The 25,397-nt window shown below is 56.1% G+C and carries 24 protein-coding genes; 17 read left to right on the top strand and 7 right to left on the bottom strand.

Annotated elements, in window-relative coordinates:
- Window positions 1-20: 20 nt before the first annotated feature.
- On the top strand, window positions 21-1,466 hold the full coding sequence (tldD, locus tag FEM41_RS03035) for a metalloprotease TldD (RefSeq protein WP_138094328.1): 1,446 nt from the start codon (window positions 21-23) through the stop codon (window positions 1,464-1,466).
- Between the two features lie 33 nt (window positions 1,467-1,499).
- Here the strand turns inward: tldD and aaeR are convergent, their stop codons facing one another.
- On the bottom strand, window positions 1,500-2,438 hold the full coding sequence (aaeR, locus tag FEM41_RS03030) for an HTH-type transcriptional activator AaeR (RefSeq protein WP_138094325.1): 939 nt from the start codon (window positions 2,436-2,438) through the stop codon (window positions 1,500-1,502).
- Between the two features lie 179 nt (window positions 2,439-2,617).
- Here aaeR and aaeX point away from each other — a divergent pair, with 179 nt between their 5' ends.
- From aaeX to FEM41_RS03005, 5 genes are all read left to right on the top strand, one after another.
- On the top strand, window positions 2,618-2,821 hold the full coding sequence (gene aaeX, locus FEM41_RS03025; RefSeq protein ID WP_138094324.1) for a p-hydroxybenzoic acid efflux pump operon protein AaeX: 204 nt from the start codon (window positions 2,618-2,620) through the stop codon (window positions 2,819-2,821).
- 7 nt (window positions 2,822-2,828) lie between these two features.
- Window positions 2,829-3,761: a p-hydroxybenzoic acid efflux pump subunit AaeA gene (gene aaeA, locus FEM41_RS03020; RefSeq protein ID WP_138094322.1), complete on the top strand. Its 933-nt coding sequence runs from the start codon at window positions 2,829-2,831 to the stop codon at window positions 3,759-3,761.
- Window positions 3,762-3,766: 5 nt separating this feature from the next.
- A complete protein-coding gene (gene aaeB / locus FEM41_RS03015) occupies window positions 3,767-5,734 on the top strand; it encodes a p-hydroxybenzoic acid efflux pump subunit AaeB (RefSeq protein ID WP_138094320.1) in 1,968 nt (655 codons plus the stop codon).
- Between the two features lie 89 nt (window positions 5,735-5,823).
- Window positions 5,824-7,281 carry an NAD-dependent succinate-semialdehyde dehydrogenase gene (locus FEM41_RS03010; protein ID WP_138094318.1) on the top strand — a complete coding sequence of 486 codons (1,458 nt, stop codon included), beginning with the start codon at window positions 5,824-5,826 and terminating at the stop codon, window positions 7,279-7,281.
- Window positions 7,282-7,332: 51 nt separating this feature from the next.
- Window positions 7,333-7,614, top strand: coding sequence for a barstar family protein (locus FEM41_RS03005; RefSeq protein ID WP_138094316.1), 282 nt, complete (start codon window positions 7,333-7,335; stop codon window positions 7,612-7,614).
- A 300-nt stretch (window positions 7,615-7,914) separates the two neighbouring features.
- On the opposite strand, the gene yhcN is transcribed toward FEM41_RS03005, so the two are convergent.
- Both yhcN and argR read right to left on the bottom strand, forming a co-directional pair.
- Window positions 7,915-8,178: a peroxide/acid stress response protein YhcN gene (gene yhcN / locus FEM41_RS03000; protein ID WP_138094314.1), complete on the bottom strand. Its 264-nt coding sequence runs from the start codon at window positions 8,176-8,178 to the stop codon at window positions 7,915-7,917.
- Window positions 8,179-8,528: 350 nt separating this feature from the next.
- Window positions 8,529-8,999: a transcriptional regulator ArgR gene (argR, locus tag FEM41_RS02995; protein ID WP_138094312.1), complete on the bottom strand. Its 471-nt coding sequence runs from the start codon at window positions 8,997-8,999 to the stop codon at window positions 8,529-8,531.
- Between the two features lie 430 nt (window positions 9,000-9,429).
- Between argR and mdh the strand changes: the two genes are divergently transcribed.
- Window positions 9,430-10,368 carry a malate dehydrogenase gene (mdh, locus tag FEM41_RS02990; RefSeq protein ID WP_138094310.1) on the top strand — a complete coding sequence of 313 codons (939 nt, stop codon included), beginning with the start codon at window positions 9,430-9,432 and terminating at the stop codon, window positions 10,366-10,368.
- 66 nt (window positions 10,369-10,434) lie between these two features.
- Here the strand turns inward: mdh and degS are convergent, their stop codons facing one another.
- The 3 genes from degS to zapG form a co-directional block, all read right to left on the bottom strand.
- The gene (gene degS, locus FEM41_RS02985) at window positions 10,435-11,493 is read right to left on the bottom strand and encodes an outer membrane-stress sensor serine endopeptidase DegS (protein ID WP_138094308.1); all 1,059 of its coding nucleotides are present in this window, start codon (window positions 11,491-11,493) and stop codon (window positions 10,435-10,437) included.
- 87 nt (window positions 11,494-11,580) lie between these two features.
- Entirely contained in the window at window positions 11,581-12,945 is a 1,365-nt protein-coding gene (degQ, locus tag FEM41_RS02980) for a serine endoprotease DegQ (protein WP_138094306.1), read from the bottom strand.
- A 139-nt stretch (window positions 12,946-13,084) separates the two neighbouring features.
- On the bottom strand, window positions 13,085-13,480 hold the full coding sequence (gene zapG / locus FEM41_RS02975) for a Z-ring associated protein ZapG (protein WP_138094304.1): 396 nt from the start codon (window positions 13,478-13,480) through the stop codon (window positions 13,085-13,087).
- A gap of 181 nt (window positions 13,481-13,661) precedes the next feature.
- Between zapG and zapE the strand changes: the two genes are divergently transcribed.
- The 10 genes from zapE (at window position 13,662) to FEM41_RS02925 (ending at window position 23,921) form a co-directional block, all read left to right on the top strand.
- The gene (gene zapE / locus FEM41_RS02970) at window positions 13,662-14,795 is read left to right on the top strand and encodes a cell division protein ZapE (protein WP_138094302.1); all 1,134 of its coding nucleotides are present in this window, start codon (window positions 13,662-13,664) and stop codon (window positions 14,793-14,795) included.
- 298 nt (window positions 14,796-15,093) lie between these two features.
- Window positions 15,094-15,522: a 50S ribosomal protein L13 gene (gene rplM / locus FEM41_RS02965; RefSeq protein WP_138094300.1), complete on the top strand. Its 429-nt coding sequence runs from the start codon at window positions 15,094-15,096 to the stop codon at window positions 15,520-15,522.
- A 15-nt stretch (window positions 15,523-15,537) separates the two neighbouring features.
- Window positions 15,538-15,930: a 30S ribosomal protein S9 gene (rpsI, locus tag FEM41_RS02960; RefSeq protein WP_138094297.1), complete on the top strand. Its 393-nt coding sequence runs from the start codon at window positions 15,538-15,540 to the stop codon at window positions 15,928-15,930.
- Between the two features lie 279 nt (window positions 15,931-16,209).
- Window positions 16,210-16,848: a stringent starvation protein SspA gene (sspA, locus tag FEM41_RS02955; protein ID WP_138094295.1), complete on the top strand. Its 639-nt coding sequence runs from the start codon at window positions 16,210-16,212 to the stop codon at window positions 16,846-16,848.
- A 5-nt stretch (window positions 16,849-16,853) separates the two neighbouring features.
- A complete protein-coding gene (sspB, locus tag FEM41_RS02950) occupies window positions 16,854-17,345 on the top strand; it encodes a ClpXP protease specificity-enhancing factor (RefSeq protein ID WP_138094293.1) in 492 nt (163 codons plus the stop codon).
- A 93-nt stretch (window positions 17,346-17,438) separates the two neighbouring features.
- Complete coding sequence (locus FEM41_RS02945) at window positions 17,439-18,188, top strand: transcriptional regulator NanR (protein ID WP_138094291.1); 750 nt, start codon at window positions 17,439-17,441, stop codon at window positions 18,186-18,188.
- Window positions 18,189-18,334: 146 nt separating this feature from the next.
- Window positions 18,335-19,234: an N-acetylneuraminate lyase gene (gene nanA / locus FEM41_RS02940; RefSeq protein WP_138094289.1), complete on the top strand. Its 900-nt coding sequence runs from the start codon at window positions 18,335-18,337 to the stop codon at window positions 19,232-19,234.
- Between the two features lie 75 nt (window positions 19,235-19,309).
- Window positions 19,310-20,803 (top strand): MFS transporter, encoded by a 1,494-nt coding sequence (locus FEM41_RS02935; RefSeq protein WP_138094287.1) that lies wholly within the window; start codon window positions 19,310-19,312, stop codon window positions 20,801-20,803.
- A gap of 97 nt (window positions 20,804-20,900) precedes the next feature.
- Complete coding sequence (locus FEM41_RS02930) at window positions 20,901-22,238, top strand: aryl-sulfate sulfotransferase (RefSeq protein ID WP_241666565.1); 1,338 nt, start codon at window positions 20,901-20,903, stop codon at window positions 22,236-22,238.
- A gap of 267 nt (window positions 22,239-22,505) precedes the next feature.
- Window positions 22,506-23,921, top strand: coding sequence for a sodium:solute symporter family protein (locus tag FEM41_RS02925; RefSeq protein WP_138094285.1), 1,416 nt, complete (start codon window positions 22,506-22,508; stop codon window positions 23,919-23,921).
- Window positions 23,922-23,972: 51 nt separating this feature from the next.
- Here FEM41_RS02925 and FEM41_RS02920 read toward each other — a convergent pair whose 3' ends face one another.
- Window positions 23,973-25,391 carry a glutamate synthase small subunit gene (locus FEM41_RS02920; RefSeq protein ID WP_138094283.1) on the bottom strand — a complete coding sequence of 473 codons (1,419 nt, stop codon included), beginning with the start codon at window positions 25,389-25,391 and terminating at the stop codon, window positions 23,973-23,975.
- Window positions 25,392-25,397: the final 6 nt, after the last annotated feature.

Raw genomic sequence — 25,397 nt, 5'->3', positions numbered from 1 at the left:
CTGAATGAGTAGCAAAAACGATGAGTCTGAAGCTGGTAAGTGAGCAATTGCTGTCTGCGCATGGCCTGAATCATCAGGATCTGTTTTCCATTCTCGGCCAGCTCTCCGAGCGCCGTCTCGACTACGGCGATCTTTACTTTCAGTCCAGTTATCACGAATCCTGGGTACTTGAAGACCGCATTATTAAAGACGGCTCTTACAATATCGATCAGGGCGTTGGCGTGCGCGCCATCAGCGGCGAGAAAACCGGATTTGCCTATGCCGATCAGATTAGCCTGCTGGCCCTGGAGCAGAGCGCCCAGGCGGCTCGCAGCATCGTACGCGAGCAGGGGGAAGGGCGCGCCCATACCCTTGGCGAGGTTGTCCATTCTCCGCTCTATACCTCGGTCGATCCGCTGACCAGCCTGACCCGGGAAGAGAAGCTGGATATTTTGCGCCGGGTTGATAATACCGCCCGGGCTGCCGACAGCCGCGTTCAGGAGGTGACCGCCAGCCTGAGTGGGGTCTATGAACTGATTCTGGTCGCGGCCACCGACGGAACGCTGGCGGCGGATGTACGCCCGCTGGTGCGTCTTTCCGTTAGCGTGCAGGTAGAGCAGGACGGTAAGCGCGAGCGTGGTGCCAGCGGCGGCGGCGGTCGCTTCGGCTATGAGTGGTTCCTGGCGGAAACCGACGGTGAAATTCGGGCCGAAGCCTGGGCCAAAGAGGCGGTGCGGATGGCGCTGGTGAATCTTTCTGCCGTGGCGGCGCCGGCAGGGACCCTGCCGGTGGTGCTGGGGGCCGGCTGGCCGGGCGTCCTGCTGCACGAAGCGGTGGGGCACGGTCTGGAAGGGGACTTTAACCGTCGCGAAACCTCGGTATTCAGTGGGCGTATGGGTGAACTGGTCGCCTCTGAGCTGTGCACCGTAGTGGATGATGGCACTATGGCCGATCGCCGTGGTTCGCTGGCGATCGACGACGAAGGGGTTCCCGGACAGTATAACGTGCTGATCGAAAACGGCGTTCTGAAGGGCTATATGCAGGATAAGCTGAACGCCCGCCTGATGGGCGTGAAGCCGACCGGCAACGGTCGCCGCGAATCCTATGCCCACCTGCCGATGCCGCGTATGACCAATACCTATATGCTGGCCGGTCGCTCCACGCCTCAGGAGATTATCGAGTCGGTGGACTACGGTATCTACGCGCCGAATTTCGGCGGCGGTCAGGTGGATATTACCTCCGGGAAGTTCGTTTTCTCGACCTCCGAGGCTTACCTGATCGAAAAAGGCCGCATCACGACGCCGGTGAAAGGGGCGACCCTGATTGGCTCCGGTATTGAAGCCATGCAGCAGATCTCGATGGTCGGTAATGACCTGGCGCTGGATAGCGGTGTCGGAGTGTGCGGTAAGGAAGGGCAGAGCGTGCCGGTTGGCGTAGGTCAGCCCACCCTGAAGGTGGACAGCCTGACCGTGGGTGGCACCGCCTGATCTTGCTGAGCCTGGCGCCGATCAGCGCCGGGCTTAGTGCGCCTCCTGATGGCCATTGCGACCGCGCATCGCCTGGTAGAGCTGGGCCACCTTCACAAAGTACTCCGTCAGATAGTTAATACATACCTCCACTTTGAGCGGCAGCTTATCTTTTTCGGTATAGAGCGCGTACACCGGCCGGGGATCGGACTGGTAACGGGGAAACAGAATCTCCAGTTCACCGCTGTCGACCCTGTCGATCACCCACATCAGCGGCACATAGGCAATACCGGCACCGGCGCTCAGCCAGCGCGTTAACGTCATGGGATCGTTGGTCACAAAGCGTCCCTCGGGATGTAGTCTGATGGTGAGCCCTTCCGGCGCCACCAGTTCAAATTCGTTATCCGGTCGGACGCTGTAGCTCAGCCAGGCGTGGTTGGTGAGATCGGCGGGTTTTTCCGGTATGCCGGTTCTGGCCAGATAGCTTTTGGCGGCGCACACCACCATCGGCATGCTGCCCAATCTGCGGGAAAACAGACTGGAGTCCTGTAGAGCGCCGACCCGAATCACCAGATCCAGACCGTCGGCAATCAAATCCGGTGCCGGGATGCCGGTCACCAGGTTGACCGTCAGCCCCGGGTACTCCCGCAACATTTCTGCGGTCATCGCCGCCAGGACATTTTGTGCCATGGTTGAAGAACTGCCGATACGCAAGGTACCGATAGGCGTGTTGTTAAAGGCGTAAAGTTGTTCGTGTACCTCCTGGGATTCGTACAGCATCTTACGGCAGCCCTGGTAGTAGATTTTTCCGGCTTCGGTCAGTCCAATGCTACGGGTACTGCGGTTTAACAGCTTTACCTGGAGTTCATTTTCCAGGCGAGATACGGTCTGGCTGATGGCGGAAACGCTCATCTGTAGCTGCCTGGCGGCGGAGGTGAAAGAGCCCTGCTCCACCACCTTGGCAAAAACCGCCATGCTCTTTAGTCTTTCCATTATTCACTCTGGCTTAAAAGTGATTTAGATCACGGATTATAGATAACAGCATAACAGTTACGTTAATATATTATTATTAACAAAACCTGCGCTGCGCTCTCGCCCGGCCATCCAGGCCATTAAATCTGTCGCAGTTTGTGGTACATAATAATTTATCTGCTTTTGTCTCCAGGATTAACATGAGTTTATTTCCGGTTATCGTGGTGTTTGGTTTGTCCTTCCCACCGATATTTTTTGAGTTGCTGTTATCACTGGCCCTGTTCTGGCTGGTGAGGCGCCTGCTTGTTCCAACCGGGATCTATGACTTTGTCTGGCACCCTGCGCTGTTTAACACCGCGCTATATTGCTGCCTGTTCTGGCTGATTTCGCGCCTGTTTGTCTGAGGTTGATGTGAAAACACTAACAAGAAATATCGCCCGTACGGCCATTACGCTGGTGCTGGTCGTTCTGGCTTTCATCGCTATCTTTCGTATCTGGAGCTTCTATACCGAGTCGCCCTGGACCCGTGACGCCCGCTTCTCTGCCGATGTGGTGGCCCTTGCCCCTGATGTCAGCGGCCTGGTGACAGATGTAAAGGTGCACGATAACCAACTGGTGAATAAGGGGCAGGTTATCTTTGTGATTGACCAGCCGCGCTATACCAAGGCGCTGGACGAGGCAGAGGCGAACGTCTCCTATTATAAGGCACTGGTTAAAGAGAAACGTACCGAGGCCGCCCGCCGTAACAAGCTGGGGGTTCTGGCAACGTCTCAGGAAGATATCGATCAGTACAACAACAGCCTGCAAACGACGCTGCACGAGCTGGCCAAGGCGGAAGCGGCTCGCGATCTGGCGAAGATAGACCTGGATCGCACCGTGATTCGTGCGCCCTCCGATGGCTGGATCACCAACCTGAATGTCTACGCCGGTGAATATATTACCACCGGTTCCACCGCCGTGGCGCTGGTGAAGAAGGACTCTTTCTACGTTCAGGCCTATATGGAAGAGACCAAACTGGAAGGTGTACGCCCGGGTTATCGGGTCGAGATCACGCCGCTGGGCAGCAACCATGTACTGAAGGGCACTGTGGATAGCGTCGCGGCCGGGGTGACCAATGCCAGCAGCACTAGCGACACTAAAGGGATGGCGACGATCGACTCTAACCTTGAGTGGGTTCGTCTGGCTCAGCGCGTGCCAGTGCGTATCCATCTGGATAAACAGACCGGAAACACCTGGCCTGCCGGAACCACGGCAACGGTAGTGGTGACGGGCGAAAAAGATCGCAATACCGATGAGATGTCGCCCTTTATGAAGCTGCTACACCGGCTGCGTGAGTTCGGTTAACCGTTATGGGATGGTATAGCATTGCGCCAGTGCATCTGCGCTTCGCCATTAAACTGGCAACGGCGCTGGTGCTGGCGCTGTTCGTGGGATTTCACTTCCAGCTGGAAACGCCGCGCTGGGCAGTACTGACGGCAGCCATTGTGACGGCGGGGCCCGCCTTTGCCGCTGGTGGCGAACCCTATTCCGGTGCCATTCGCTACCGCGGTATGCTGCGTATTGTCGGTACCTTTATCGGCTGTATCGCCTCGCTGGTGATTATTATCGGACTGATTCGCGCGCCGGTAGTGATGATTATGGTGGCCTGTCTGTGGACCGGGTTCTGTACCTGGATCTCCTCGCTGGTGAAGGTTGAAAACTCCTATGCCTGGGGGCTGTCCGGCTATACCGCGCTGATCATTGTTATTACGATTGAACATGAGCCGCTCCTGGCGCCGCAGTTTGCCGTCGAACGCTGTAGTGAAATTGTGCTGGGGATCGTCTGCGCCATCGTGGCCGATCTGCTGTTTTCTCCTCGCTCGATCAAGCGCGAGATCGACAGAGAACTTGATGGCCTGCTGGTGGATCAATACCGGCTGATGCAGCTCTGCCTGGCGCATGGCGATCGCGATGAGGTGGACAAGGCATGGAGCGGCCTGGTACGACGCACCACCATGCTGCAGGGAATGCGCAGTAACCTGAAGATTGAATCATCGCGCTGGTCGCGGGCCAATCGTCGCCTGTACGCGATCAACACCCTGTCGCTGACGATGATCACGCAGGCCTGTGAAACCTTTCTGATCCAGAATACCCGTCCTGAGGCCTTCCCCCTGGAGTACCGGGAACTGTTTGCCGAACCGGTGGAGACCGTGGCGGACGTGCACCGCAACCTGAAACGTATTCGGCGGATCTTCTCCTGGACCGGCGAGGTGGATACCCCGGTCACGCTCTACAGCTGGGTGGGAGCGGCTACCCGCTATCTGCTGCTTAAGCGCGGCGTTATCAGTAATACCCGCATCAGCGCGGTAGAAGAAGAGATACTCAACGGTGAGCCGGTTGTGAAGCCCGAATCGGCGGAGCGCCATCATGCGATGGTCAACTTCTGGCGTACCACGGTGTCCTGCATGGTGGGGGCGCTGTTCTGGCTGTGGACCGGCTGGACTTCCGGCAGTTCGGCGATGGTGATGATTGCGGTGGTGACTGCGCTGGCAATGCGTATGCCTGACCCGCGTATGATGGCGCTCGACTTCGTTTACGGCATGGTGGCGGCGCTGCCGGTGGGTTGTTTCTACTTCCTGGTGGTGCTCCCTTCGACGCAGCAAAGCATGCTGCTGCTCTGCATTAGTCTGGCGCTGTTGGGTTTCTTCATCGGTATTGAGGTGCAAAAACGGCGTCTGGGCTCTATAGCGCTACTGGCAGGGACCATTAACACTATCGTGCTGGATAACCCGATGACCTTCGAGTTCAACACCTTCCTGGACAGCTCGCTGGGCCAGTTGGTGGGGGTTATTCTGGCGATGGTGGTCATCCTGGTGATCCGCGATAACTCGAAAGCGCGCACCGGGCGTATGCTGCTGAACCAGTTTGTGTCGGCGGCGGTTTCCTCAATGACCACCAACAGGGCGCGTCGTAAAGAGAATCATCTTCCGGCGCTTTACCAGCAACTGTTTCTGCTGCTCAACAAATTCCCGGGGGATATCGCCAAATTCCGCCTGGCGCTGACGCTGATTATTGCGCACCAGCGTCTGCGTGATGCCCCCATTCCGATCAACGAAGATCTCTCTAACTTCCACCGCCAGTTAAGGCGTACGGCGGATCGGGTTATTTCGGCCTCCAGCGATGGCAAGCGGCGCCGTCACTTTAGTCAGTTGCTGGATGAGTTGGATATCTATCAGGAGAAACTGCGGGTCTGGGAAGCGCCGCCTCAGGTCACTGAACCGGTGGGGCGTCTGGTCGGCATCCTGCGTAAATATCAGAATGCGCTGACGGATAATTAATGCTCTCTGCGGGGGAATAGCCGACGCCTGTGCGTCGGCTTTTCTATACTTAATGCCCGCGAACGGAAACTGAGATATCAGGAGAGAGTATGAGCGACCAGAAATTGCAGGATCATGAACTGTTCCGAACCGGCTACCTGGTAAATGGCGAATGGCGTAGCCTTGAAGAGACCTTCGAGGTGCTTAATCCCGCCAGCGGCGAGACTATTGCCAGGGTGGCCCGGGCTGGGAAGGCTGAAACCCAGGCGGCCATCGCGGCGGCGGCCCGTGCTTTTCCCGCCTGGCGAGCGCAACCCGCAAAAGCGCGCAGCGAACTTCTCTACCGCTGGTATCAGTTGATTCTGGAGCATAAAGCGTGGCTGGCACGCCTGATGACCGTCGAACAGGGAAAACCGCTGAAGGAAGCGGCTGGCGAGGTCGAATACGCTGCCAGCTTTATTCAATGGTTTGCCGAACAGGCTAAGCGGGCTAACGGTGAAATTATCCCGTCTGTGAAGCCCGGCTCGCGGATTCTGGCGACCCGTGAACCGGTAGGCGTGGTGGCGGCTATTACCCCCTGGAATTTCCCTATGGCGATGCTGACCCGCAAGCTGGGTCCGGCGCTGGCTGCTGGCTGTACCGGCGTGATTAAGCCCGCGAATAACACCCCGCTGTGTGCGTTCGCCTTACTGGCGCTGGCCCAAAAAGCGGGCATTCCGGATGGTGTGCTCAACGCCGTGGCGGGTAACACGCCGGAGATCAGCGATGCCATTATGGCAAGTCACGACGTGCGTAAAATCTCCTTTACCGGCTCTACTGCCGTGGGGAAAACCCTGATGCGTAATGCGGCGGAGACGGTGAAAAAGATCTCGCTGGAGCTGGGCGGCAACGCGCCTTACATCGTTTTTGATGATGCAGATATTGATGCAGCCGTAGAAGGCGCTATCGCCAACAAATTCCGCAATGCTGGACAGGTCTGCGTCAGCGTTAACCGTTTCTTCATCCAGGAGGGGGTTTACGAGCGCTTCGTCAGCCAGTTGGCCGAGGCGGTCCGTCGCCTGAAAGTGGGAGATGGTCTGGAAGAGGGCGTTAATGTGGGGCCGCTTATTGAGCCCGCTGCCGTAGATAAAGTGCGTGAACATGTGGAAGATGCTCGCGGCAAAGGCGCCCGGATCCTGACCGGCGGTGCCGCCCATGCGCTGAGTGGCAACTTCTGGCAGCCCACGGTACTGGCGGATGCCTGCGACGAGATGCTGCTGGCGCAGGAGGAGACCTTTGGACCGGTCGCCGCCTGCTTTCGCTTCAGCACTGAAGAGGAGGTGCTCCAGCGCGCCAACAACACGCCATACGGTCTTGCCGCCTACTTCTATACCCGTGACCTCCAGCGGGTATTCCGCGTTTCTGCGGCGCTTGAAAGCGGTATGGTGGGGATTAACGAGTGCGCGGTTTCTACCGAGCTCGGTCCGTTTGGCGGCGTGAAAGAGTCGGGTCTGGGGCGTGAAGGCTCGGTGCTGGGCCTGGAAGAGTTCCTGGAAGTGAAAACGCTGCATCTGGGCGGTTTGTCGTAATCGATAAGGGGCGGTGGCCGCCGCCCCGTTGTTAACAGCGGTAGCAAACCAATGAAACGCTATTCATTTAATTTCAGTGAAATAACCAATCAGGCCGACTTCTTCTATCAATTCAACCGGGCGTTTGGGCTACAGAACGGCCGGGTCAGTAATCTGGATAAGCTCTGGGATGTGGTGACGGGGAGTGAGCTTCCTTTGCCGCTGGAGATTGTGTTTACGCACCTGGGTGAGCGGGAACGCAGGCGCTATGGGGCGTTGATTTTGCTGTTTGATGAAGCGGAAGAAGAGCTGGAAGGGCGATTGCGTTTTAATCAGTTCCAGGATGGCGCATAAAAAAAGGTTCATCGCGGATTAGCGTGAAACTGGAGTTATGGTGGTTAGCCCATTTGTCTTGATGAATATGCAATGGTGGAGAAGGTTCCGTTCACCTTAAGGTGATTTTGCCTATGCCAGTTCCGGAACCGGTGAATCAACAGAGCAGCAGTCACGAAAAGTGAACGGAACAGCCACCGCATCATCATATTCTGCCGGTTTTTAGCTTCCGCTTTCGAATACTCCACGCTAATCCGCGATGAACCAAAAAAAAGCCCCCCGAGTGTTGGGGGGCAAGTCGTCGGACAAGACGACGAGGGTTTATTTGTAGAGTTCTGCGGTGGCGTGCCAGCTGGAGCCGGAGCGGGCCTCGATGATGCGATATGCGGAAGCCCCTTCTTTATCTGCTTTTTTGCTCAGCTCGCTATTCATATCCATCGGTGAGCTGCCGATCTGGCTGACGGAGATGGTCCCCATCGGCTGGCGGCCTTCTGCCTGTTCGCTGTTGATCGAGCTGGCAGCGAAAGCGCCAAATGACAGCATGGAAAGGAGACTTACAGTTGCTACGGTAGTTTTGATGTTCATAAGGTTTACCTCGTCGAATTCTTCTGTTTGGGTCCTTTGTTTCGTGACCCTCATCACAAAATCAAGTATACACTAATAACGCATGAAATTAATACCTGATTAACTATAAACAATGAAATTTTATGTTAATAAAACTAGTTTTAAGTCTATTTAGTTATAAAAACGTCATTCTTATCACTTTATTTTATTTTTTTTATAAGAAAATCATATAGATGCAGGAAATGGATTTTTTGTGCCTTTTGATGGCGTGTTAACGGGTCGCCGCTGAGCTGAAAGCACGAACGGTAAAAAATAGCGGGATTGTGACAATAAAAGGGGGCCACCGCGGTCAGGCGGTGGAGGCAGGCGGTTTACAGCTCCTGATCGAAAAGCACCAGAATGGCTTCGTAGAGTTGACGGACGGAAAAGTTGCGCGACGGGGTGGTAAAGATAGTATCATCGCCGGCGATGGTGCCGAGGATCCCCTCTGATTTACCCAGTGAATCGAGCAGGCGGGCAATCAGTTGCGCAGCGCCAGGGCTGGTATGAATCACCACGACTGCATCGTTATAGTCGATATCCAGCACCAGGTTTTTCAGCGGGCTGGAGGTGGTTGGTACGCCCAGCTCAGCCGGAAGGCAATAGACCATCTCCATTTTTGCATTGCGGGTACGTACCGCGCCGAATTTTGTCAGCATGCGCGACACTTTCGACTGATTAATATTCTCGAAGCCCTGATCCTGTAACGCCAGGACGATTTCACCCTGGGAGCTGAATTTCTCTTCTTTTAATAGCGCCTTAAAGGCTCTGACTAATTCTTCTTGTCTGGCGGGCGTTCTCATATTGATAGATCCATAACAGAGACGGGGATAGCGTCAATTATGCATTTTAATGAATTTTTATGCAAATCTTTGCCAGGGCGTCGGGTGAAATAATGTTATGGAATCGACGCTTTACATCAATAAAGCTTATTTTCAGCATAATGTGACGGCGTTTATAAATTAAAATAAAGTTAATTTAATGTTGTTAAAATGATGTTGTTTAATAAAGGAAAATGGGTGTAATGTTACTGAGCTAGATGTCGATGTTTGGTTGTGACATGGCCTGTACCCTAATTTATCCGGGGGGCAAGTATGGCATTTTCCCAGCTAAGTTGTTGCGTAGCATCGCATTTTATTTCCGGGATATTTGTAATTACCTGCTCCCTGGATTATGGTCTGTGACAGCTGAAGTTACGGCATAATTTTGCCAACCATAATAAGGAGTTTTAGGATGAAAGTTGCAGTCCTCGGCGCGGCTGGCGGCATTGGTCAGGCGCTTGCACTTCTGTTAAAAACCCAGCTCCCGTCAGGTTCAGAACTCTCGCTTTACGATATTGCACCCGTTACCCCAGGGGTTGCGGTGGATCTTAGTCATATCCCGGGTGAAGTGACCGTTAAAGGATATTCTGGTGAAGATGCCACGCCGGCATTGAATGGTGCCGACGTCGTGCTCATTTCCGCAGGCGTTGCCCGTAAGCCGGGAATGGATCGTTCTGACCTGTTTAATGTTAATGCCGGGATCGTCAGAAATTTGATTGAGCAGGTGGCGAAAGCCTGCCCGAAAGCCTGCATCGGCATTATTACTAACCCGGTAAACACCACAGTGGCGATTGCGGCTGAGGTGCTTAAAAAAGCGGGCGTTTACGATAAAAGAAAGCTGTTTGGGGTGACCACGCTGGATATTATCCGCGCCAACACTTTTGTGGCGGCGCTGAAAGGTAAGCCATCATCGGAGATCGAGGTACCGGTGATTGGCGGCCACTCTGGCGTAACTATTCTGCCGCTTCTTTCCCAGATTTCTGGCGTGAGCTTCAGCGATCAGGAAGCCGCCAGTCTGACCAAACGCATCCAGAATGCCGGCACCGAAGTGGTGGAAGCCAAAGCCGGTGGCGGTTCGGCCACGCTCTCGATGGGGCAGGCAGCGGCACGTTTCGGGCTGTCGCTGGTACGGGCGATGAACGGTGAGCAGGGCGTGGTAGAGTGCGCCTATGTGGAAGGCGATGGCCAGCATGCTCGCTTCTTCTCTCAACCGCTGCTGTTGGGTAAAGAGGGGATCGTTGAGTATAAGCCCATCGGCACCTTGAGCAGCTTTGAGCAGCAGGCGCTGGAAGGCATGCTGGATACTCTGAAGCAGGACATCGCCCTGGGCGAAGAGTTTGTCGGCAAGTAACTCCGATATAGTGAAGCAAAAAAACCGGAATCATCGATTCCGGTTTTTTGTGCCTTAACGGCAAGGTTATTCGGCGTTGGGGTATTCCTGAATTGACACCTGAACCGTCAGCTTGCGGTTGTCACGCAGGATTTCCACCGGAATAACCGAACCGGGACGAATCTCCGCTACCTGGTCCATGGTCTCCACGGCCGAGACTGCTGGCTTGCTTCCTACCGAGAGCAGTACATCATTAGGCTGAATACCTGCCCGGGCAGCCGGGCCGTCCGGCTCTACCGCTTTCACGATGATGCCCTGCAGCGGATCCGGGCTTCCCTGACCCTGGCCATGAATCTTCGGCGCATCCATACCGGTAATGCCGATATAGCCGCGGATCACCCGACCATCGCGAATCAGCTTATCCATGATTTTGGTGGCCAGCTGTACCGGAATGGCAAAGCCCAGTCCTTCCGGCGTTTCGCCATCGCTGCTCTTATCAAAGGAGAGGGTATTAATACCGACCAGCTCGCCCAGCGAATTCACCAGCGCGCCGCCGGAGTTGCCGTGGTTAATCGACGCATCGGTCTGCAGGAAATTCTGATGTCCGCTGGGGCTCAGACCTACGCGCCCGGTAGCGCTGATAATTCCCAGCGTAATGGTCTGGCCCAGGTTATAGGGGTTGCCTATCGCCATCACCACATCGCCGATATGCGGCGTACGCTTCAGATTCATGGGAATGGTTGGTAGCGAGCTGGCGTTAATCTTCAGGACCGCCAGGTCGGTCAGGGGATCGGAACCTACCAGCAGGGCTTCGAAGAAACGCCCGTCCTGCAGGGCGACGATAATCTGGTCCGCACCGTTAATCACGTGCTTATTGGTAATAATGTAGCCGCGATTATCCATGATCACGCCAGCCCCCAGAGAGCGAATTTTCATCTGGTGATTGGGGGCAGTACGACTGTAAACGTTCACTACGGCCGGCGCGGCGCGGCGCACCGCAGCATTGTAGCTTAAAGGCGTTTTATCTGAGCTATCCACTTGCTGCGAAGACGACGAATTAATCTGGCGCAGTGAAGGGATAAACGTCAGCAACAGACCTGCGACAACCAGGCCAACGATCAGCGGGCGTAACAGTTTCAGAAACATGGATATTGATTAACCAAAGATGAAAACGCTCGCAGCATAGCACGAGTTCCGCGGGCATCCTATGAGGAATACCCGCGTGAAGGCGCATTACCGTAACAGCAGGTAGATGTTGTCGGAGCCGCGTACGACGTTCAGCGCGACAATGGCGGGTTTGCTTTCCATAATCTTGCGCATCTGCGCGATGGTGCGTACCCGTTCACGGTTAACGCCGATAATCACATCCCCTTTATGCAGACCGGCCTGAGCCGCAGGGCTGCCCTTTTCCAGGTTGTCGATAACGATCCCCTGGGTCACGCCATCTTTCAGATGACCGTCGCTCAGTGCCGCACCGCGCAGGGCGGGAGCGATCAGTTCAGCGCTGGCGGAAGCGGACGTACTCTTATCGAGGGTCACTTCTACCGTCATCGGCTTGCCGTTGCGCAGCAGGCCCAGCTTCACCTTGCTGCCTGGCTCGCTGGTGGCGATTCTGGCGCGCAATTCGGCGAAACTGTTGAGCCGATTGCCGTTGAGCGCGGTGATCACATCCCCGGCTTTAATCCCCGCTTTGGCAGAGCCAGAGCCTGGCATAACTTCGCTGACGAAGGCACCACGTTGGGTATCGAGGTTAAAGGCTTTGGCAATATCGGCGCTCATTTCGGTTCCCCGAATGCCCAGCAGACCACGGCGGACTTCACCGGTCTGAATCAGCTGGTCGGAAAGAATCTTCGCCATATTGGAAGGAATGGCGAAACCGATTCCTACATTGCCGCCGCCAGGGGCCAGGATGGCGGTGTTAATCCCAATCAGTTCGCCGTTCAGGTTGAGCAGCGCGCCACCGGAGTTGCCGCGGTTAATGGAGGCATCGGTCTGGATAAAGTTCTCCAGGCCTTCTATGCTCAGGCCGCTACGGCCCAGCGCCGAAATAATGCCGGAGGTGGCCGTCTGTCCCAGTCCGAAGGGGTTGCCGACCGCCACTGCGAAGTCGCCAACCCGCAGCTTATCGGAGTCGGCGATTTTAATCGCCGTCAGCTTGCTGGCCTTCTGGATCTGAACCAGCGCGATATCGCTCTGCTTATCACTGCCGATAAGCTTAGCCTCAAATTCACGGCCATCGTTCAACTGCACGCTAATCTTCTGGGCCTGATTAATGACGTGGTTGTTGGTCAGCACATAGCCTTTGGTGGCGTCAATGATGACGCCGGAGCCCAGGCCTTCGAACGGCTGGGCGGGCTGATCCGGAATATTGCCGAAGAAGCGCCGCAGCTCTTCGGGAATTTGTGGGTTTTGCCGCGCGCTGCCTTCCACCTTAATGCTCACCACGGCGGGCAGGACTTTATCCAGCATAGGCGCAAGGCTGGGCAGCGGCTGGCCGGAAACTTGTGCGGGTAATGCCGCGCTTACCGGCAGAGAGGTTGAAAGCGTCAGTCCGACGCTTAATGCTAATGCACTGAACAGTAAAGTTTTGTTCTTCATTGATGCTCTCGCAACCAGAAAGAGAAATGGGCAGTCAATCCCCACCGATAGTAGTGAATTCCGGGGCGGGTCACAATGCCCGATAAATGCGGCGGGGGTAAAAAAACGGGCCGCTGATGCGACCCATTATTATAAGAAATTACTGATGCTTACGCCCACGTAACAGGCCTGACGCCCCTTCCGAATAGTCGCGCGGCATCTGTACCGGCGCCTGATCGTTGCTGGCTTCCGATTCGCTCAGACGATTGCGAAAGGGGTTGCTTTCAGCGGACATCTCCGGCAGCAGGTTGCTGGAGCTTTTGGCCATATGCTGATAGAGCTGGCGATAATCGTGGGCCATATTGTCCAGTAGCTCGGCGCTATGAGCAAAGTGGCCGACCAGCTCTTCACGCCAGGTGTCCAGCTCTGCTTTTTTTTGTTCCAGTTCGTACTGCAGGGCCTGCTGCTGGCGGAGCTTACGGCTGCCAAAACGCATCGCGACGGCGCCGATAATGATACCGACGACTAACCCAATGAGCGCATATTCCCAAGTCATGAACGACTCCCGTTGTCTTGTTTTCCGTAGGGTTCTGACGGCACAGGCCGGTCAAACTTGTTCCACTATAACCGTTAATCTGCCAGAAGTGGAATCCTGAGCGTGCATCGCTTATGGTAGAACGGCAATTTTTTCGTCAACCCGTGCGGTTGAGTATTTTTTATAAAACGACAATATCACCATGCAAAGCCTTTCCCCAACATCGCGCTATCAGCAGGCCCTGAAGCAGGGCTCTCATCAACCGGACGACGTTCAGCAGGAAGCCGTCTCCCGATTAACCACCATCTGGCAGGAGCTGGGCGAACGGCCTGCACCGTCTTCCGACAGCGGCGGAGGGCTACGTGCCCGCTTCGGCAAACTGCTTGGCAAGCGGCAGGCGACCACCGCCGATGTTGAGCCGGTTCGCGGCCTTTATATGTGGGGGGGCGTCGGGCGCGGTAAAACCTGGCTGATGGACCTCTTTTTTCAGAGTCTGCCTGGGGAACGTAAGCTGCGCCTTCACTTCCATCGCTTTATGCTGCGGGTTCATGAAGAGCTGACCACCCTGCAGGGGCACAGCGACCCGTTGGAGATCGTGGCTGACGGGTTTAAGGCCCAGGCGGATGTGATCTGCTTCGATGAATTTTTTGTCTCCGATATTACTGACGCTATGCTGTTGGGCGGTCTGATGGAGGCGCTGTTTCGCCGCGGCATCACTCTGGTGGCCACATCGAATATTCCGCCGGACGATCTGTATCGCAACGGTCTGCAGCGCGCCCGCTTCCTGCCTGCCATCGAGGCGATTAAAACCTGGTGTGACGTGATGAACGTGGATGCCGGTATCGACTACCGTCTGCGGACTCTGACTCAGGCGCATTTGTGGCTGTCTCCCCTTAATGAGCAGACGCACGGGCAGATGGCGCAGCTATGGCAGGCGCTGTCGGGCAGTCGTGAGCAGACGCCGGAAACCCTGGAGGTTAATCACCGGGCGCTGCCGGTATTGGGCAGCGTGGATCAGACCGTGGCGGCCAGCTTTGAACGGCTGTGCGTCGACGCCCGCAGTCAGCACGATTACATTGCGCTTTCACGTCTCTACCATACGGTACTGCTCTACGACGTACCGGTGATGACCCGGCAGATGGAGAGCGAGGCCCGGCGTTTTATCGCCCTGGTGGATGAGTTCTACGAGCGTCATGTGAAGCTGGTGGTCTGCGCAGTCGCGCCATTGCTGGAAATCTATCAGGGAGAGAAACTGAAATTTGAGTTCCAGCGCTGCCTGTCGCGCCTGCAGGAGATGCAGAGCGAAGAGTACCTGAAGCGCGAGCATATGCCCTGAAGTCACCCCGGCCCTCTCCCCGTGGGAGAGGGCCGGGGTGAGGGAAGCAGGCCGCAGGACGTTACCCGTAGCCCGCCGCTGCCCTCATCCAAATCCCAAAAAGGGGTCGATCTTTACCTGTGACTTCTCTATAATCTTGCGACCCCACGTTACAACAAAGTTTTTTTCCCGAAACTTTAGAGTGCCGGTGGAAACTATCCGAGGGGGTAGGTTTACTGGACAATGTCGTGTGAACCTCAACTGATTTTGAAACGTTTGGGTGTTCACCAACGTGTAACTTAATTTGGGTAAGCTTTTAATGAAAACTTTTACAGCTAAACCAGAAACCGTAAAACGCGACTGGTATGTTGTTGACGCGACCGGTAAAACCCTGGGCCGTCTGGCTACTGAGCTGGCTCGCCGCCTGCGCGGTAAGCACAAAGCGGAATACACTCCGCACGTTGATACCGGTGACTACATCATCGTTCTGAACGCAGAAAAAGTTGCCGTCACTGGCCACAAGCGTACTGACAAGATGTACTACCATCACACCGGCCACATCGGTGGTATCAAAGAAGCGACCTTTGAAGAGATGATTGCCCGCCGTCCTGAGCGTGTGATTGAAATCGCGGTTAAAGGTATGCTGCCGAAAGGGCCGCTGGGCCGTGCCATGTATCGTAAACTCAAAGTTTACGCTGGCAACGAGCACAACCACGCGGCGCAGCAACCGCAAGTTCTGGACATTTAATCGGGATTACAGGCAATGGCTGAAACTCAATACTACGGCACTGGTCGCCGCAAAAGCTCCGCCGCTCGCGTGTTCATCAAACCGGGCAACGGTAAAATCGTTATCAACCAGCGTACGCTGGAACAGTACTTCGGTCGCGAAACTGCTCGCATGGTAGTTCGCCAGCCGCTGGAACTGGTCGACATGGTTGAAAAACTGGATCTGTACATCACTGTTAAAGGTGGTGGTATCTCCGGTCAGGCAGGTGCTATCCGTCACGGTATCACTCGCGCTCTGATGGAGTACGATGAGTCTCTGCGCTCCGAACTGCGTAAAGCTGGCTTCGTCACTCGTGACGCTCGTCAGGTTGAACGTAAGAAAGTCGGTCTGCGTAAAGCACGTCGTCGTCCGCAGTTCTCCAAGCGTTAATTGCAGACTGCAATTGGCGAAAAACCCCGCTCTGGCGGGGTTTTTTTATGTCCGAGACCTGGCGGCGGGGGCTTTTGGGTGAAAACCCCAAATCCCTTCACCACACTACGCGTAAAATCTGGTAAACTATCATCCAATTTTCTGCCCAAATGCTGGTAACTGCTGATGTTTTGCGCAATGAGCGTCAACAAAAGCAACCGGCAGCGAAGGCGATTCTAATCACGCCGGTCTTGATTGCGGCTGGCAGCAGTATTTTTCTGAATATACCTGGAGGTTTTCATGGCTGTCGCTGCCAACAAACGTTCGGTAATGACGCTGTTTTCTGGTCCTGTTGATATCTATAGCCATCAGGTACGTATTGTTTTGGCTGAAAAAGGCGTCAGCTTTGAGATTGAGAACGTTGAGATGGATAACCTGCCTCAGGACCTGATCGACCTCAATCCCAGCCAGAGCGTACCGACTCTGGTCGACCGGGAACTGACGTTGTGGGAGTCCCGTATCATCATGGAGTACCTGGATGAGCGCTTCCCGCACCCGCCGCTGATGCCGGTTTATCCGGTGGCGCGCGGTGAGAGCCGCCTTTATATGCAGCGGATCGAAAAAGACTGGTACTCGCTGATGAATATCATCGAGAAAGGCTCCGCTCAGGAGGCCGATGCGGCGCGTAAGCAACTGCGTGAAGAGCTGCTGGCTATCGCGCCGGTATTCACTCAGAAGCCTTACTTCCTGAGCGATGAGTTCAGCCTGGTAGACTGCTACCTGGCGCCGCTGCTGTGGCGTTTGCCGGTTCTGGGCATTGAGATGAGCGGTGCAGGTTCAAAAGAGCTGAAGGGCTATATGACTCGCGTCTTCGAACGTGATTCATTCCTGGCTTCCCTGACTGAAGCCGAACGTGAAATCCGTCTGAGCCGGAGCTAAGGCTAATGGACATTACGCAGTTATCCCCGCGTCGCCCTTATCTGCTGCGGGCTTTCTACGACTGGCTGCTGGACAACCAGCTAACGCCGCACCTGGTGGTGGATGTCACACTGCCGGGCGTGAATGTGCCAATGGAGTACGCGCGCGATGGGCAGATTGTCCTGAACATCGCGCCGCGTGCCGTAGGAAATCTGGAGCTGGGCAATGACGAAGTGCGTTTTAATGCGCGCTTTGGTGGCGTGCCGCGTCAGGTCAACGTGCCGATGTATGCGGTACTGGCCGTCTATGCCCGGGAAAACGGCGCCGGAACCATGTTTGAGCCGGAAGCGGCTTATGAAGAGGGGGCCGAGGTGTCGGGCGAGCAGCCTGCCACTGATGAAGGTGAAACCCTGATGTCGGTCATCGACGGCGACAGGCCGGACGCTGATGACGATAACCCGGATGACGATCCGCCGCCGCCGCGCGGTGGCCGCCCGACGTTGCGGGTTGTGAAGTAAATCAAACAGGGCCAAATGGCCCTGTTTCTTTATCATCTGTTGTCCCCTTTGTGGTATACCTTTTCTACCAATATTTCCGGATAAACAGCGCTTATGAGTTCATTCGATCAACCGGCAGGCAAGGATGCGGGCAGCCTGCGTCGTCGTCCGCTGACGCGTAAAAAGCTCTCAGACATGGTGGAGGAGGAGCTGGAGCAGATGATCCGTCGCCGTGAATTTTCTGAAGGAGATCCACTGCCGTCGGAGCGTGAGCTGATGACGATGTTCGATGTGGGGCGTCCTTCAGTACGTGAAGCACTGGCGGCGCTCAGACGTAAGGGGCTGGTGCAGATAAACAACGGCGAGCGTGCCCGGGTCTCTCGCCCCTCTGCGGACACCATTATCAGCGAGCTGTCTGGCATGGCGCAGGATTTCCTGTCCCAGCCGGGGGGGATCGCCCACTTCGAGCAGTTGCGCCTGTTCTTCGAATCCAGCCTGGTGCGTTACGCGGCCAGTTATGCCAGCGATGATCAAATCGCTGAACTGGGGAAAGCCCTGGAGCACAACAGTCAGTCGCTGGATGATAATGCCCGGTTTATTCGCTCGGATATTGAGTTTCACCGGGTGCTGGCCAGCATTCCCGGCAATCCCATCTTTATGGCTATCCATGTTGCCCTACTGGACTGGTTAATCGCCGCCCGCCCTGGGGTGGCCGATGAAGAGCTGCATCAGCACAATAGTGAAAGCTATCAGCAACATATCAGGATCTATAACGCCATTTGCGATCGCAGCCCCGATGCGGCCGATCGCGCTTTGCAGAAGCATCTCACCAGCGTTTTTGCTACCTGGGCGCGTCTGCGTTAAGCGCGTTACCGGTCTGCGAACGTCGTCCGTTTTAGTGAAGTTGCTCCCAAACTGAACATTCAGCCACCGGGGTGTCGCTTTTTTAGTCTGGTATAATAGGTATAAAGGTATATAGTTTCTGCATTCCCAACATGAATGAGGTCTCTATGTCAGCCAGTCTTAAAGGGGTTATGTCCGCGTTGCTTACGCCGTTTGATCGCGAACAGCGGCTGGATACCACCAGCTTGCGCCAGTTGGTTCGTTTTAATATCAGCCAGGGGATCGATGGCCTGTATGTGGGGGGTTCTACCGGCGAGGCCTTTGTCCAGAGCATCGCCGAACGGGAAGAGGTACTGGAAACTGTGGCCCAGGAGGCGGCGGGAAGGATCAAACTGATCGCTCACGTCGGCTGCGTCAGCACCGCAGAGAGTCAGCAACTGGCCGTGGCGGCGCAGCGCTACGGTTATGATGCCGTATCGGCGGTAACGCCGTTTTACTACCCCTTCAGCTTTGCGGAGCACTGCGATCACTATCGCGCCATTATCGATGCCGCCCGGGGGCTGCCAATGGTGGTCTATAACATTCCGGCGCTCAGCGGCGTTCAGCTCACGCTGGATCAGATTAGCCAGTTGGTCACCTTACCGGGCGTAGCGGCGTTGAAGCAGACTTCCGGCGACCTCTATCAGATGGAGCAGATCCGCCGAGCTCATCCTGAACTGGTGCTTTATAACGGTTATGACGAGATCTTCGCCAGCGGCCTGTTGGCCGGGGCTAACGGTGGGATCGGCAGTACCTACAACGTGATGGGCTGGCGCTACAAAGCCATTGCCCGTGCGCTGGCGCAGGGTGAGGTCGATCAGGCCCGTCGCCTGCAAAGCCAGTGTAACGAGGTTATCGGTCTGCTGATTCAGACCGGCGTCTTTCGCGGCCTGAAGACCCTGTTGCACTATATGGATGTGGTGGCGGTACCGCTGTGCCGCAAGCCTTTTTCCCCGGTAGATGAGCGGTTCCTGCCGGCCCTGAAAACGCTGGCGCGACAGCTGCAGGAAGAGAACGGGTCACGCTAAGCCCCGGTATTGCCGGTAGCTACCGGCATCCGATCATTGTCAGCAAACGGGCAGAGCCCGTTGCGGGAGACACCGATGAGTACAACCGCTCCAACGATCCCGTGGTATCGCCATCTCAACCGGACGCAGTGGCGCGCCTTTTCCGCCGCCTGGCTGGGGTATCTGCTTGATGGATTCGATTTTGTTCTGATTGCGCTGGTATTAACGGAGATTCAGGCGGATTTTGGCCTGACGACCGTCCAGGCCGCCAGCCTGATCTCCGCCGCGTTTATCTCCCGCTGGTTTGGCGGTTTGCTGCTTGGCGCCATGGGCGATCGCTACGGGCGACGGCTGGCGATGATCACCAGTATCGTACTGTTTTCGGTCGGTACTCTGGCCTGTGGTCTGGCGCCGGGCTATACCACCCTGTTTATCGCCCGTCTGGTGATAGGTATGGGGATGGCAGGGGAATATGGTTCCAGCGCCACTTATGTGATTGAAAGCTGGCCCCGCCATTTACGCAATAAAGCCAGCGGCTTTTTGATCTCCGGATTTTCGGTCGGCGCGGTGGTGGCGGCGCTGGTATACAGCCTGGTGGTGCCGGTCTGGGGATGGCGGGCGTTGTTCTTCATCGGCATTCTGCCCATTATCTTTGCCCTGTGGCTGCGCAAGAACATCCCGGAGGCGGAAGACTGGAAAGAGCGGCATGCGGGCAAAGCCCCGGTGCGCACCATGGTTGATATCCTGTATCGCGGCGAGCACCGGCTGGCCAATGTGGTGATGACGCTGACGGCGGGCGTTGCTCTTTGGTTCTGTTTCGCCGGGGAGTTACAGAATGCGGCGATAGTGGCGGTGCTCGGTCTGTTATGTGCTGCGATCTTTATCAGCTTTATGGTACAGAGCGCGGGTCGACGCTGGCCAACCGGCGTGATGTTGATGGTGGTGGTCCTGTTTGCCTTTCTCTACTCCTGGCCTATCCAGGCACTGTTGCCGACCTGGCTTAAAACCGAGCTGGCCTATGATCCGGGCACTGTTGCGCAGGTCCTGTTCTTTAGCGGCTTTGGCGCGGCGGTCGGCTGTTGCGTTGGCGGCTTTCTGGGGGACTGGCTGGGTACACGGCGGGCCTATGTCTATAGCCTGCTGGCATCGCAACTTCTGATTATTCCGGTCTTTGCGGTGGGGGGAACCAGCGTCTGGGTTCTGGGGCTACTGCTCTTTTTTCAACAGATGCTGGGGCAGGGGATCTCCGGGATCCTGCCTAAGCTTATCGGCGGCTACTTCGATACCGATCAGCGTGCTGCAGGCCTGGGATTTACCTATAACGTCGGGGCGCTGGGTGGTGCGCTGGCGCCAGTGCTGGGCGCTACCATCGCCCGGCAGTTGGATCTGGGCACCGCGCTGGGCTCGCTCTCGTTTAGTCTGACCTTTGTGGTGATTCTGCTGATTGGTCTGGATATGCCTTCCCGGGTACAGCGCTGGCTGCGCCCCGATGCCCTGCGTACCCATGACGCTATTGATGGACTGCCTCTGAGCGGAGCGCAGCCGGGAAAGCGTCAGCGTAAGCGCGTGAATATTCCTGCCAGACGCTGAGGGAATACCTGGATAACGCTGAAAATGACGCCACCGGAAAGCATGTGCCGTTTTACTGTATTAGCATGGAGGATCATAACGCAAAGCGGGAGGTGGCGTGACAAAATCGTGGCTAATGGGATGCGCCTGCGCGCTGCTGTTTAGCGCGGCGGTCAGCGCCGGGCCGGGCAGTTTCCCAACCGGAACGACTTATTACGACCCGTTGCGGGCATGGAACGGCTATATTCTGTTTCCCGGCGGCGATCGCAAAACCCATCTGATTGATATGAACGGCAACGAGGTCAAACGCTGGAATAACGAGAGTTTCCCCCCATGGCCGATCGACGGCGCTAAAGGACATCTCCTGGTTCAGCTTGAGCGTCAGGATAAGCCGGAAAAAGCGGCGACGCCGGGCAACGGCATGCTGAACGCGGTAGTAGGCGAGATGGACTGGAATGGCAGGGAAGTCTGGCGCCACGGCAGCCAGCGTAAGCCATTGCATCAGCATCACGATATCCGTCGGCTGGATAATGGCAACACCCTGATTATGGGGGCGGCAAAGCGTCGGCTGCCGGGGTTCGACTATCCGGTAATTGATAACAATATCGAAGAGGTGACGCCAGAGGGCAAAACGGTCTGGCGTTGGTGGGTGGGCGATCATCTGGATCAACTGGGCTTTTCACCGCTGCAGATAACGTTGATCAAACAGAGTCGCGATCCCGACTTTCTGCATTTCAATACTGCGGCGCCGCTGGGGGAAAACCGTTGGTTTGATGCCGGCGATCGCCGCTTTGCGCCTGACAACATTCTGGTCAATTCGCGCAACGGCAATGTCGCGGTCATTATTGATAAGAAGACGAAGCAGGTCGTGTGGCGTATCGGGCCGGATTATCCCCCGCTGAAGCTTGGCGATCCCCTGCCGCGCCCCCTGGATCAGATGGTGGGAGCCCATGATGTGCATATGATCGGCAAAGGGCTGCCCGGCGCCGGTAATCTGTTGATTTTCGATAACCAGGGCCAGGCGGGTTTTCCGCCGCCGCGTCAGGGGGTTTTCTCCGCCTCGCGGGTGATCGAAGTCAATCCGAAAACCCGGCAGATCGTCTGGGAATATTCGGCCCAGCAGTCAGGCAGGGCGATATGGAGCTTCTACAGCGCCTTTATCAGTAACGCCCAGCGTCTGCCTAACGGCAATACCCTGATTAACGAAGGCCAGAACGGGCGCTTTTTCCAGGTTACGCCGCGCGGCAGGATTGTCTGGGAATATGTCAGTCCGTACTTCGGTAAGCAGATGCCGAAGGATAATTATGTGACCAACTCCGTGTATCGGGCGCGGATGGTAGATTATCGCTGGGCGCCAGCGGGGACGCCACGCTCGGAAACGCCGGTAAAAGTGGATTGCCGGCGGCATCCGGCAGCGCCGGGCTGTGCAGAAAATCAGGAAGGCGTCAGGGAATGAAACAGGCTGCGGGGAAATCCGCGACCTGTTTGCTGCCATCGTCTTACGATTTCCCATAATGAGAGGGGGCGCAGTCCCCCTTAACCTGATTATTTCTGCCTCTTCGCGCTGGGTGTCATCGATTCAGTGAATCTTTATCGTTTCGTTATATGTCTATCACAATGAGTGATCTTTCCCCCTGTATTTGTCGGTAGTCTCTCCTTTTATATGGCTGGTATGTTTTTTGCCTGTTAGCGCTGTCTCACCACTTTTTCCAGGAGGGCGCAGATGGAGCGAGAAGCCGTTATCTACATCATCATTATTGTTTATATGTTGGTAATGGTCGGCATTGGTTTTTATGCCCGGACCCGAATTACCAATGCGCAGGATTATCATCTGGCTGGTCGACGACTCGGGCCGATTATGCTGGCTGGTACGCTGGCGGCAACGGAAATAGGCGGCGGCAGTTCGGTCGGCGTCGCCGCTAAGGCTTACGGCGCCTGGGGGCTGTCCGCTGGCTGGTACGTGGTAGCTACGGGATTGGGGATCTTTCTGGTCTCTTTTATCGCCCCCTTTATGCGCCGGACTATGGCGACGACGGTGCCAGAAATTATTGGTCGCCGCTACGGTTCGGCCAGCTATCTCATCACCAGTGTGGTTTCTCTGCTGTCTTTGGTGGCGCTGGCCGCGGCGCAAATTACCGCTACAGCTACCATTGTTCATGTTCTGACCGGGATCGATACCCACTACGCGGTGATTAGCTCAGGCGTTATCGTGGTGTTCTATACCTGGCTGGGAGGAATGTGGAGCGTAACGCTGACCGATTTTGTTCAGTTTTTCCTGATTATTTTCGGGTTTGCGGTGGCGGTACCGGTCGCTCTTTCCTCACTGGATGGCGGCTGGCAGTATGTCGTTAATCATGTCCCCGAGGAAAAATTCGATTTTACTCTGCTGGGCTGGAAGACGATTTTTGGCCTGGTCCTCATGTATTTTATGACCTTTTCCACCGGTCAGGAGGCGGTACAACGCTATTATTCCGCCCGTAATGAGAAAGTCGCCGTGGTGGGTTCTCTGCTCTGTAGCCTGTTTATGGCGCTGTACGCTTTTATTCCTGCCGTGCTGGGCCTGATCGCGTTGGCTGTTTTCCCTGATATCGAAGCGAATAATGCCCTGGCGACGCTCTCCGTTTCTTTGTTGCCACCGCTGATTTCTGGTTTGCTACTTTCTGCGGTAATCTCCGCTACGTTGTCGAGCGCCTCCGGTGATTTACTTGGGGCCGCCAGCATCTACACCCACGATCTGCATGAGAAATATTTGTTTTCCGGGCGACCGGTGAATAACCTGGCGCTGAGTCGGATTGTGGTTCTGATTGTTGGTGGCTGCGCCATTCTGCTTTCGCTGTGGAGCGGCGAAATTATTTCTCTGCTCATGTTCGCCTTTACGCTACGGGCGAGTGGTCCCTTTGCGGCTTGGGTATTTGGTTTACTGTGGGAAAAGGCGACGCCTCATGCCGGATTCTGGTCAATTCTGTTGGGCAGTCTTGCAGGGCTGGGTTGGCAGTTGGCGGGCGAACCGTGGGATGTGATGGCGATCGTCGCCGGAGCCCTGGTGAGCGTGGTGACTTTTTTGCTGGTCGCCTGGGTGGAAAAACAACTGGGCGTTGCGCCAGCGCCTTCGGCCTATCCGCCGGAGGATAACCCGTAATACGGCGTTGGATATACAAGCCGCGGTAACCCGCGGCTTGTTCTGTTCCTATCAGACTTCAAGGAAGTTAAGAATGCCGTCTGCCGCTTTACGGCCTTCGGCAATAGCGGTGACCACCAGATCGGAACCGCGAACGATATCGCCGCCAGCGAAGATTTTCGGATTGCTGGTCTGGAATGCGTTATCGCTGCCTTCCGGCGCAATGACGCGGCCCTGGCCGTCCAGCTCGACGCTGTGCTTCTCCAGCCAGTGCATAGAGTGTGGACGGAAACCAAAGGCCATCACTACGGCATCGGCGGGAAGCACGTGCTCTGAACCAGCAACGATCTCGGCGCGACGGCGCCCTTTATCATCGGGCTCGCCCATTTCGGTACGTGCCATTTTCACGCCACACACCCGGCCATTGTCGTTGATCTCAACGCCCAGCGGCTGAAGGTTGAACTGAAACTCCACCCCCTCTTCACGGGCGTTTTTCACTTCGCGCTTCGAGCCTGGCATGTTCTCTTCGTCACGACGGTAGGCGCAGGTGACGTGGGTCGCCCCCTGGCGCACCGAGGTACGCACGCAGTCCATCGCCGTATCGCCGCCGCCCAGTACCACCACGCGCTTGCCTTCCATGCTGGTGTAGGGCTGCTGCGGATCTTCAGAGAAGCCCATCAGCTGGCGGGTGTTGGCAATCAGGAACGGCAGGGCCTCGTAAACGCCTGGCGCATCTTCATTTTCCAGACCGCCGCGCATCGACTGATAGGTGCCCACGCCGAGGAAGACCGCGTCATAGTCGGCCAGCAGGCTGTCCAGCTCTACATCTTTGCCTACTTCGGTGTTGAGCTTAAACTCAATGCCCATACCGGAGAAGATTTCGCGGCGGCGGGTCATCACCTCTTTTTCCAGCTTGAAGGCCGGAATGCCGAAGGTCAGCAGACCGCCGATTTCCGGATGGCGGTCAAAGACCACCGCCTTCACGCCGTTGCGGGTCAGGACATCGGCACAGGCCAGCCCGGCCGGTCCGGCACCGATAATCGCCACTCGCTTGCCGGTCTGCTTTACGCCGGTAAGGTCCGGGCGCCAGCCCATCTCAAAGGCTTTATCGTTGATATAACGCTCGATATTGCCGATGGTCACGGCACCGAACTCGTCATTCAGCGTACAGGCGCCTTCACAAAGCCTGTCCTGAGGGCAGACGCGGCCACAGACTTCCGGCAGCGTGTTGGTCTGGTGCGAGAGCTCCGCCGCTTCCACAATACGCCCCTCGTTGGCCAGCTTCAGCCAGTTGGGGATGTAGTTATGGACCGGACACTTCCATTCGCAATAGGGGTTCCCGCAGTCGAGGCAACGGTCCGCCTGGGCGCTGGCCTGATTTTCCAGAAAGGGCTCGTAGATCTCAACAAATTCGATCTTACGGATCTTGAGCGGCTTCTTTGGCGGGTCAACGCGCTGTAAATCGATAAACTGGTATACGTTCTGACTCATAACAAC

This window comes from Jejubacter calystegiae (assembly GCF_005671395.1).
GTDB classification, from domain to species: Bacteria; Pseudomonadota; Gammaproteobacteria; order Enterobacterales; family Enterobacteriaceae; genus Jejubacter; species Jejubacter calystegiae.
The sequence above is the reverse complement of the archived record's forward strand: the minus strand, read 5'-3'. Positions and strand labels throughout refer to the sequence as shown.

What these genes read in the sequence shown, in the direction of transcription:
- tldD (WP_138094328.1), top strand. Translation starts at nt 21, where the DNA reads ATGAGTCTGAAGCTGGTAAGTGAGCAATTGCTGTCTGCGCATGGCCTG.
- aaeR (WP_138094325.1), bottom strand. Translation starts at nt 2,438, where the DNA reads ATGGAAAGACTAAAGAGCATGGCGGTTTTTGCCAAGGTGGTGGAGCAG.
- aaeX (WP_138094324.1), top strand. Translation starts at nt 2,618, where the DNA reads ATGAGTTTATTTCCGGTTATCGTGGTGTTTGGTTTGTCCTTCCCACCG.
- aaeB (WP_138094320.1), top strand. Translation starts at nt 3,767, where the DNA reads ATGGGATGGTATAGCATTGCGCCAGTGCATCTGCGCTTCGCCATTAAA.
- FEM41_RS03010 (WP_138094318.1), top strand. Translation starts at nt 5,824, where the DNA reads ATGAGCGACCAGAAATTGCAGGATCATGAACTGTTCCGAACCGGCTAC.
- FEM41_RS03005 (WP_138094316.1), top strand. Translation starts at nt 7,333, where the DNA reads ATGAAACGCTATTCATTTAATTTCAGTGAAATAACCAATCAGGCCGAC.
- yhcN (WP_138094314.1), bottom strand. Translation starts at nt 8,178, where the DNA reads ATGAACATCAAAACTACCGTAGCAACTGTAAGTCTCCTTTCCATGCTG.
- argR (WP_138094312.1), bottom strand. Translation starts at nt 8,999, where the DNA reads ATGAGAACGCCCGCCAGACAAGAAGAATTAGTCAGAGCCTTTAAGGCG.
- mdh (WP_138094310.1), top strand. Translation starts at nt 9,430, where the DNA reads ATGAAAGTTGCAGTCCTCGGCGCGGCTGGCGGCATTGGTCAGGCGCTT.
- degS (WP_138094308.1), bottom strand. Translation starts at nt 11,493, where the DNA reads ATGTTTCTGAAACTGTTACGCCCGCTGATCGTTGGCCTGGTTGTCGCA.
- degQ (WP_138094306.1), bottom strand. Translation starts at nt 12,945, where the DNA reads ATGAAGAACAAAACTTTACTGTTCAGTGCATTAGCATTAAGCGTCGGA.
- zapG (WP_138094304.1), bottom strand. Translation starts at nt 13,480, where the DNA reads ATGACTTGGGAATATGCGCTCATTGGGTTAGTCGTCGGTATCATTATC.
- zapE (WP_138094302.1), top strand. Translation starts at nt 13,662, where the DNA reads ATGCAAAGCCTTTCCCCAACATCGCGCTATCAGCAGGCCCTGAAGCAG.
- rplM (WP_138094300.1), top strand. Translation starts at nt 15,094, where the DNA reads ATGAAAACTTTTACAGCTAAACCAGAAACCGTAAAACGCGACTGGTAT.
- rpsI (WP_138094297.1), top strand. Translation starts at nt 15,538, where the DNA reads ATGGCTGAAACTCAATACTACGGCACTGGTCGCCGCAAAAGCTCCGCC.
- sspA (WP_138094295.1), top strand. Translation starts at nt 16,210, where the DNA reads ATGGCTGTCGCTGCCAACAAACGTTCGGTAATGACGCTGTTTTCTGGT.
- sspB (WP_138094293.1), top strand. Translation starts at nt 16,854, where the DNA reads ATGGACATTACGCAGTTATCCCCGCGTCGCCCTTATCTGCTGCGGGCT.
- FEM41_RS02945 (WP_138094291.1), top strand. Translation starts at nt 17,439, where the DNA reads ATGAGTTCATTCGATCAACCGGCAGGCAAGGATGCGGGCAGCCTGCGT.
- nanA (WP_138094289.1), top strand. Translation starts at nt 18,335, where the DNA reads ATGTCAGCCAGTCTTAAAGGGGTTATGTCCGCGTTGCTTACGCCGTTT.
- FEM41_RS02935 (WP_138094287.1), top strand. Translation starts at nt 19,310, where the DNA reads ATGAGTACAACCGCTCCAACGATCCCGTGGTATCGCCATCTCAACCGG.
- FEM41_RS02925 (WP_138094285.1), top strand. Translation starts at nt 22,506, where the DNA reads ATGGAGCGAGAAGCCGTTATCTACATCATCATTATTGTTTATATGTTG.
- FEM41_RS02920 (WP_138094283.1), bottom strand. Translation starts at nt 25,391, where the DNA reads ATGAGTCAGAACGTATACCAGTTTATCGATTTACAGCGCGTTGACCCG.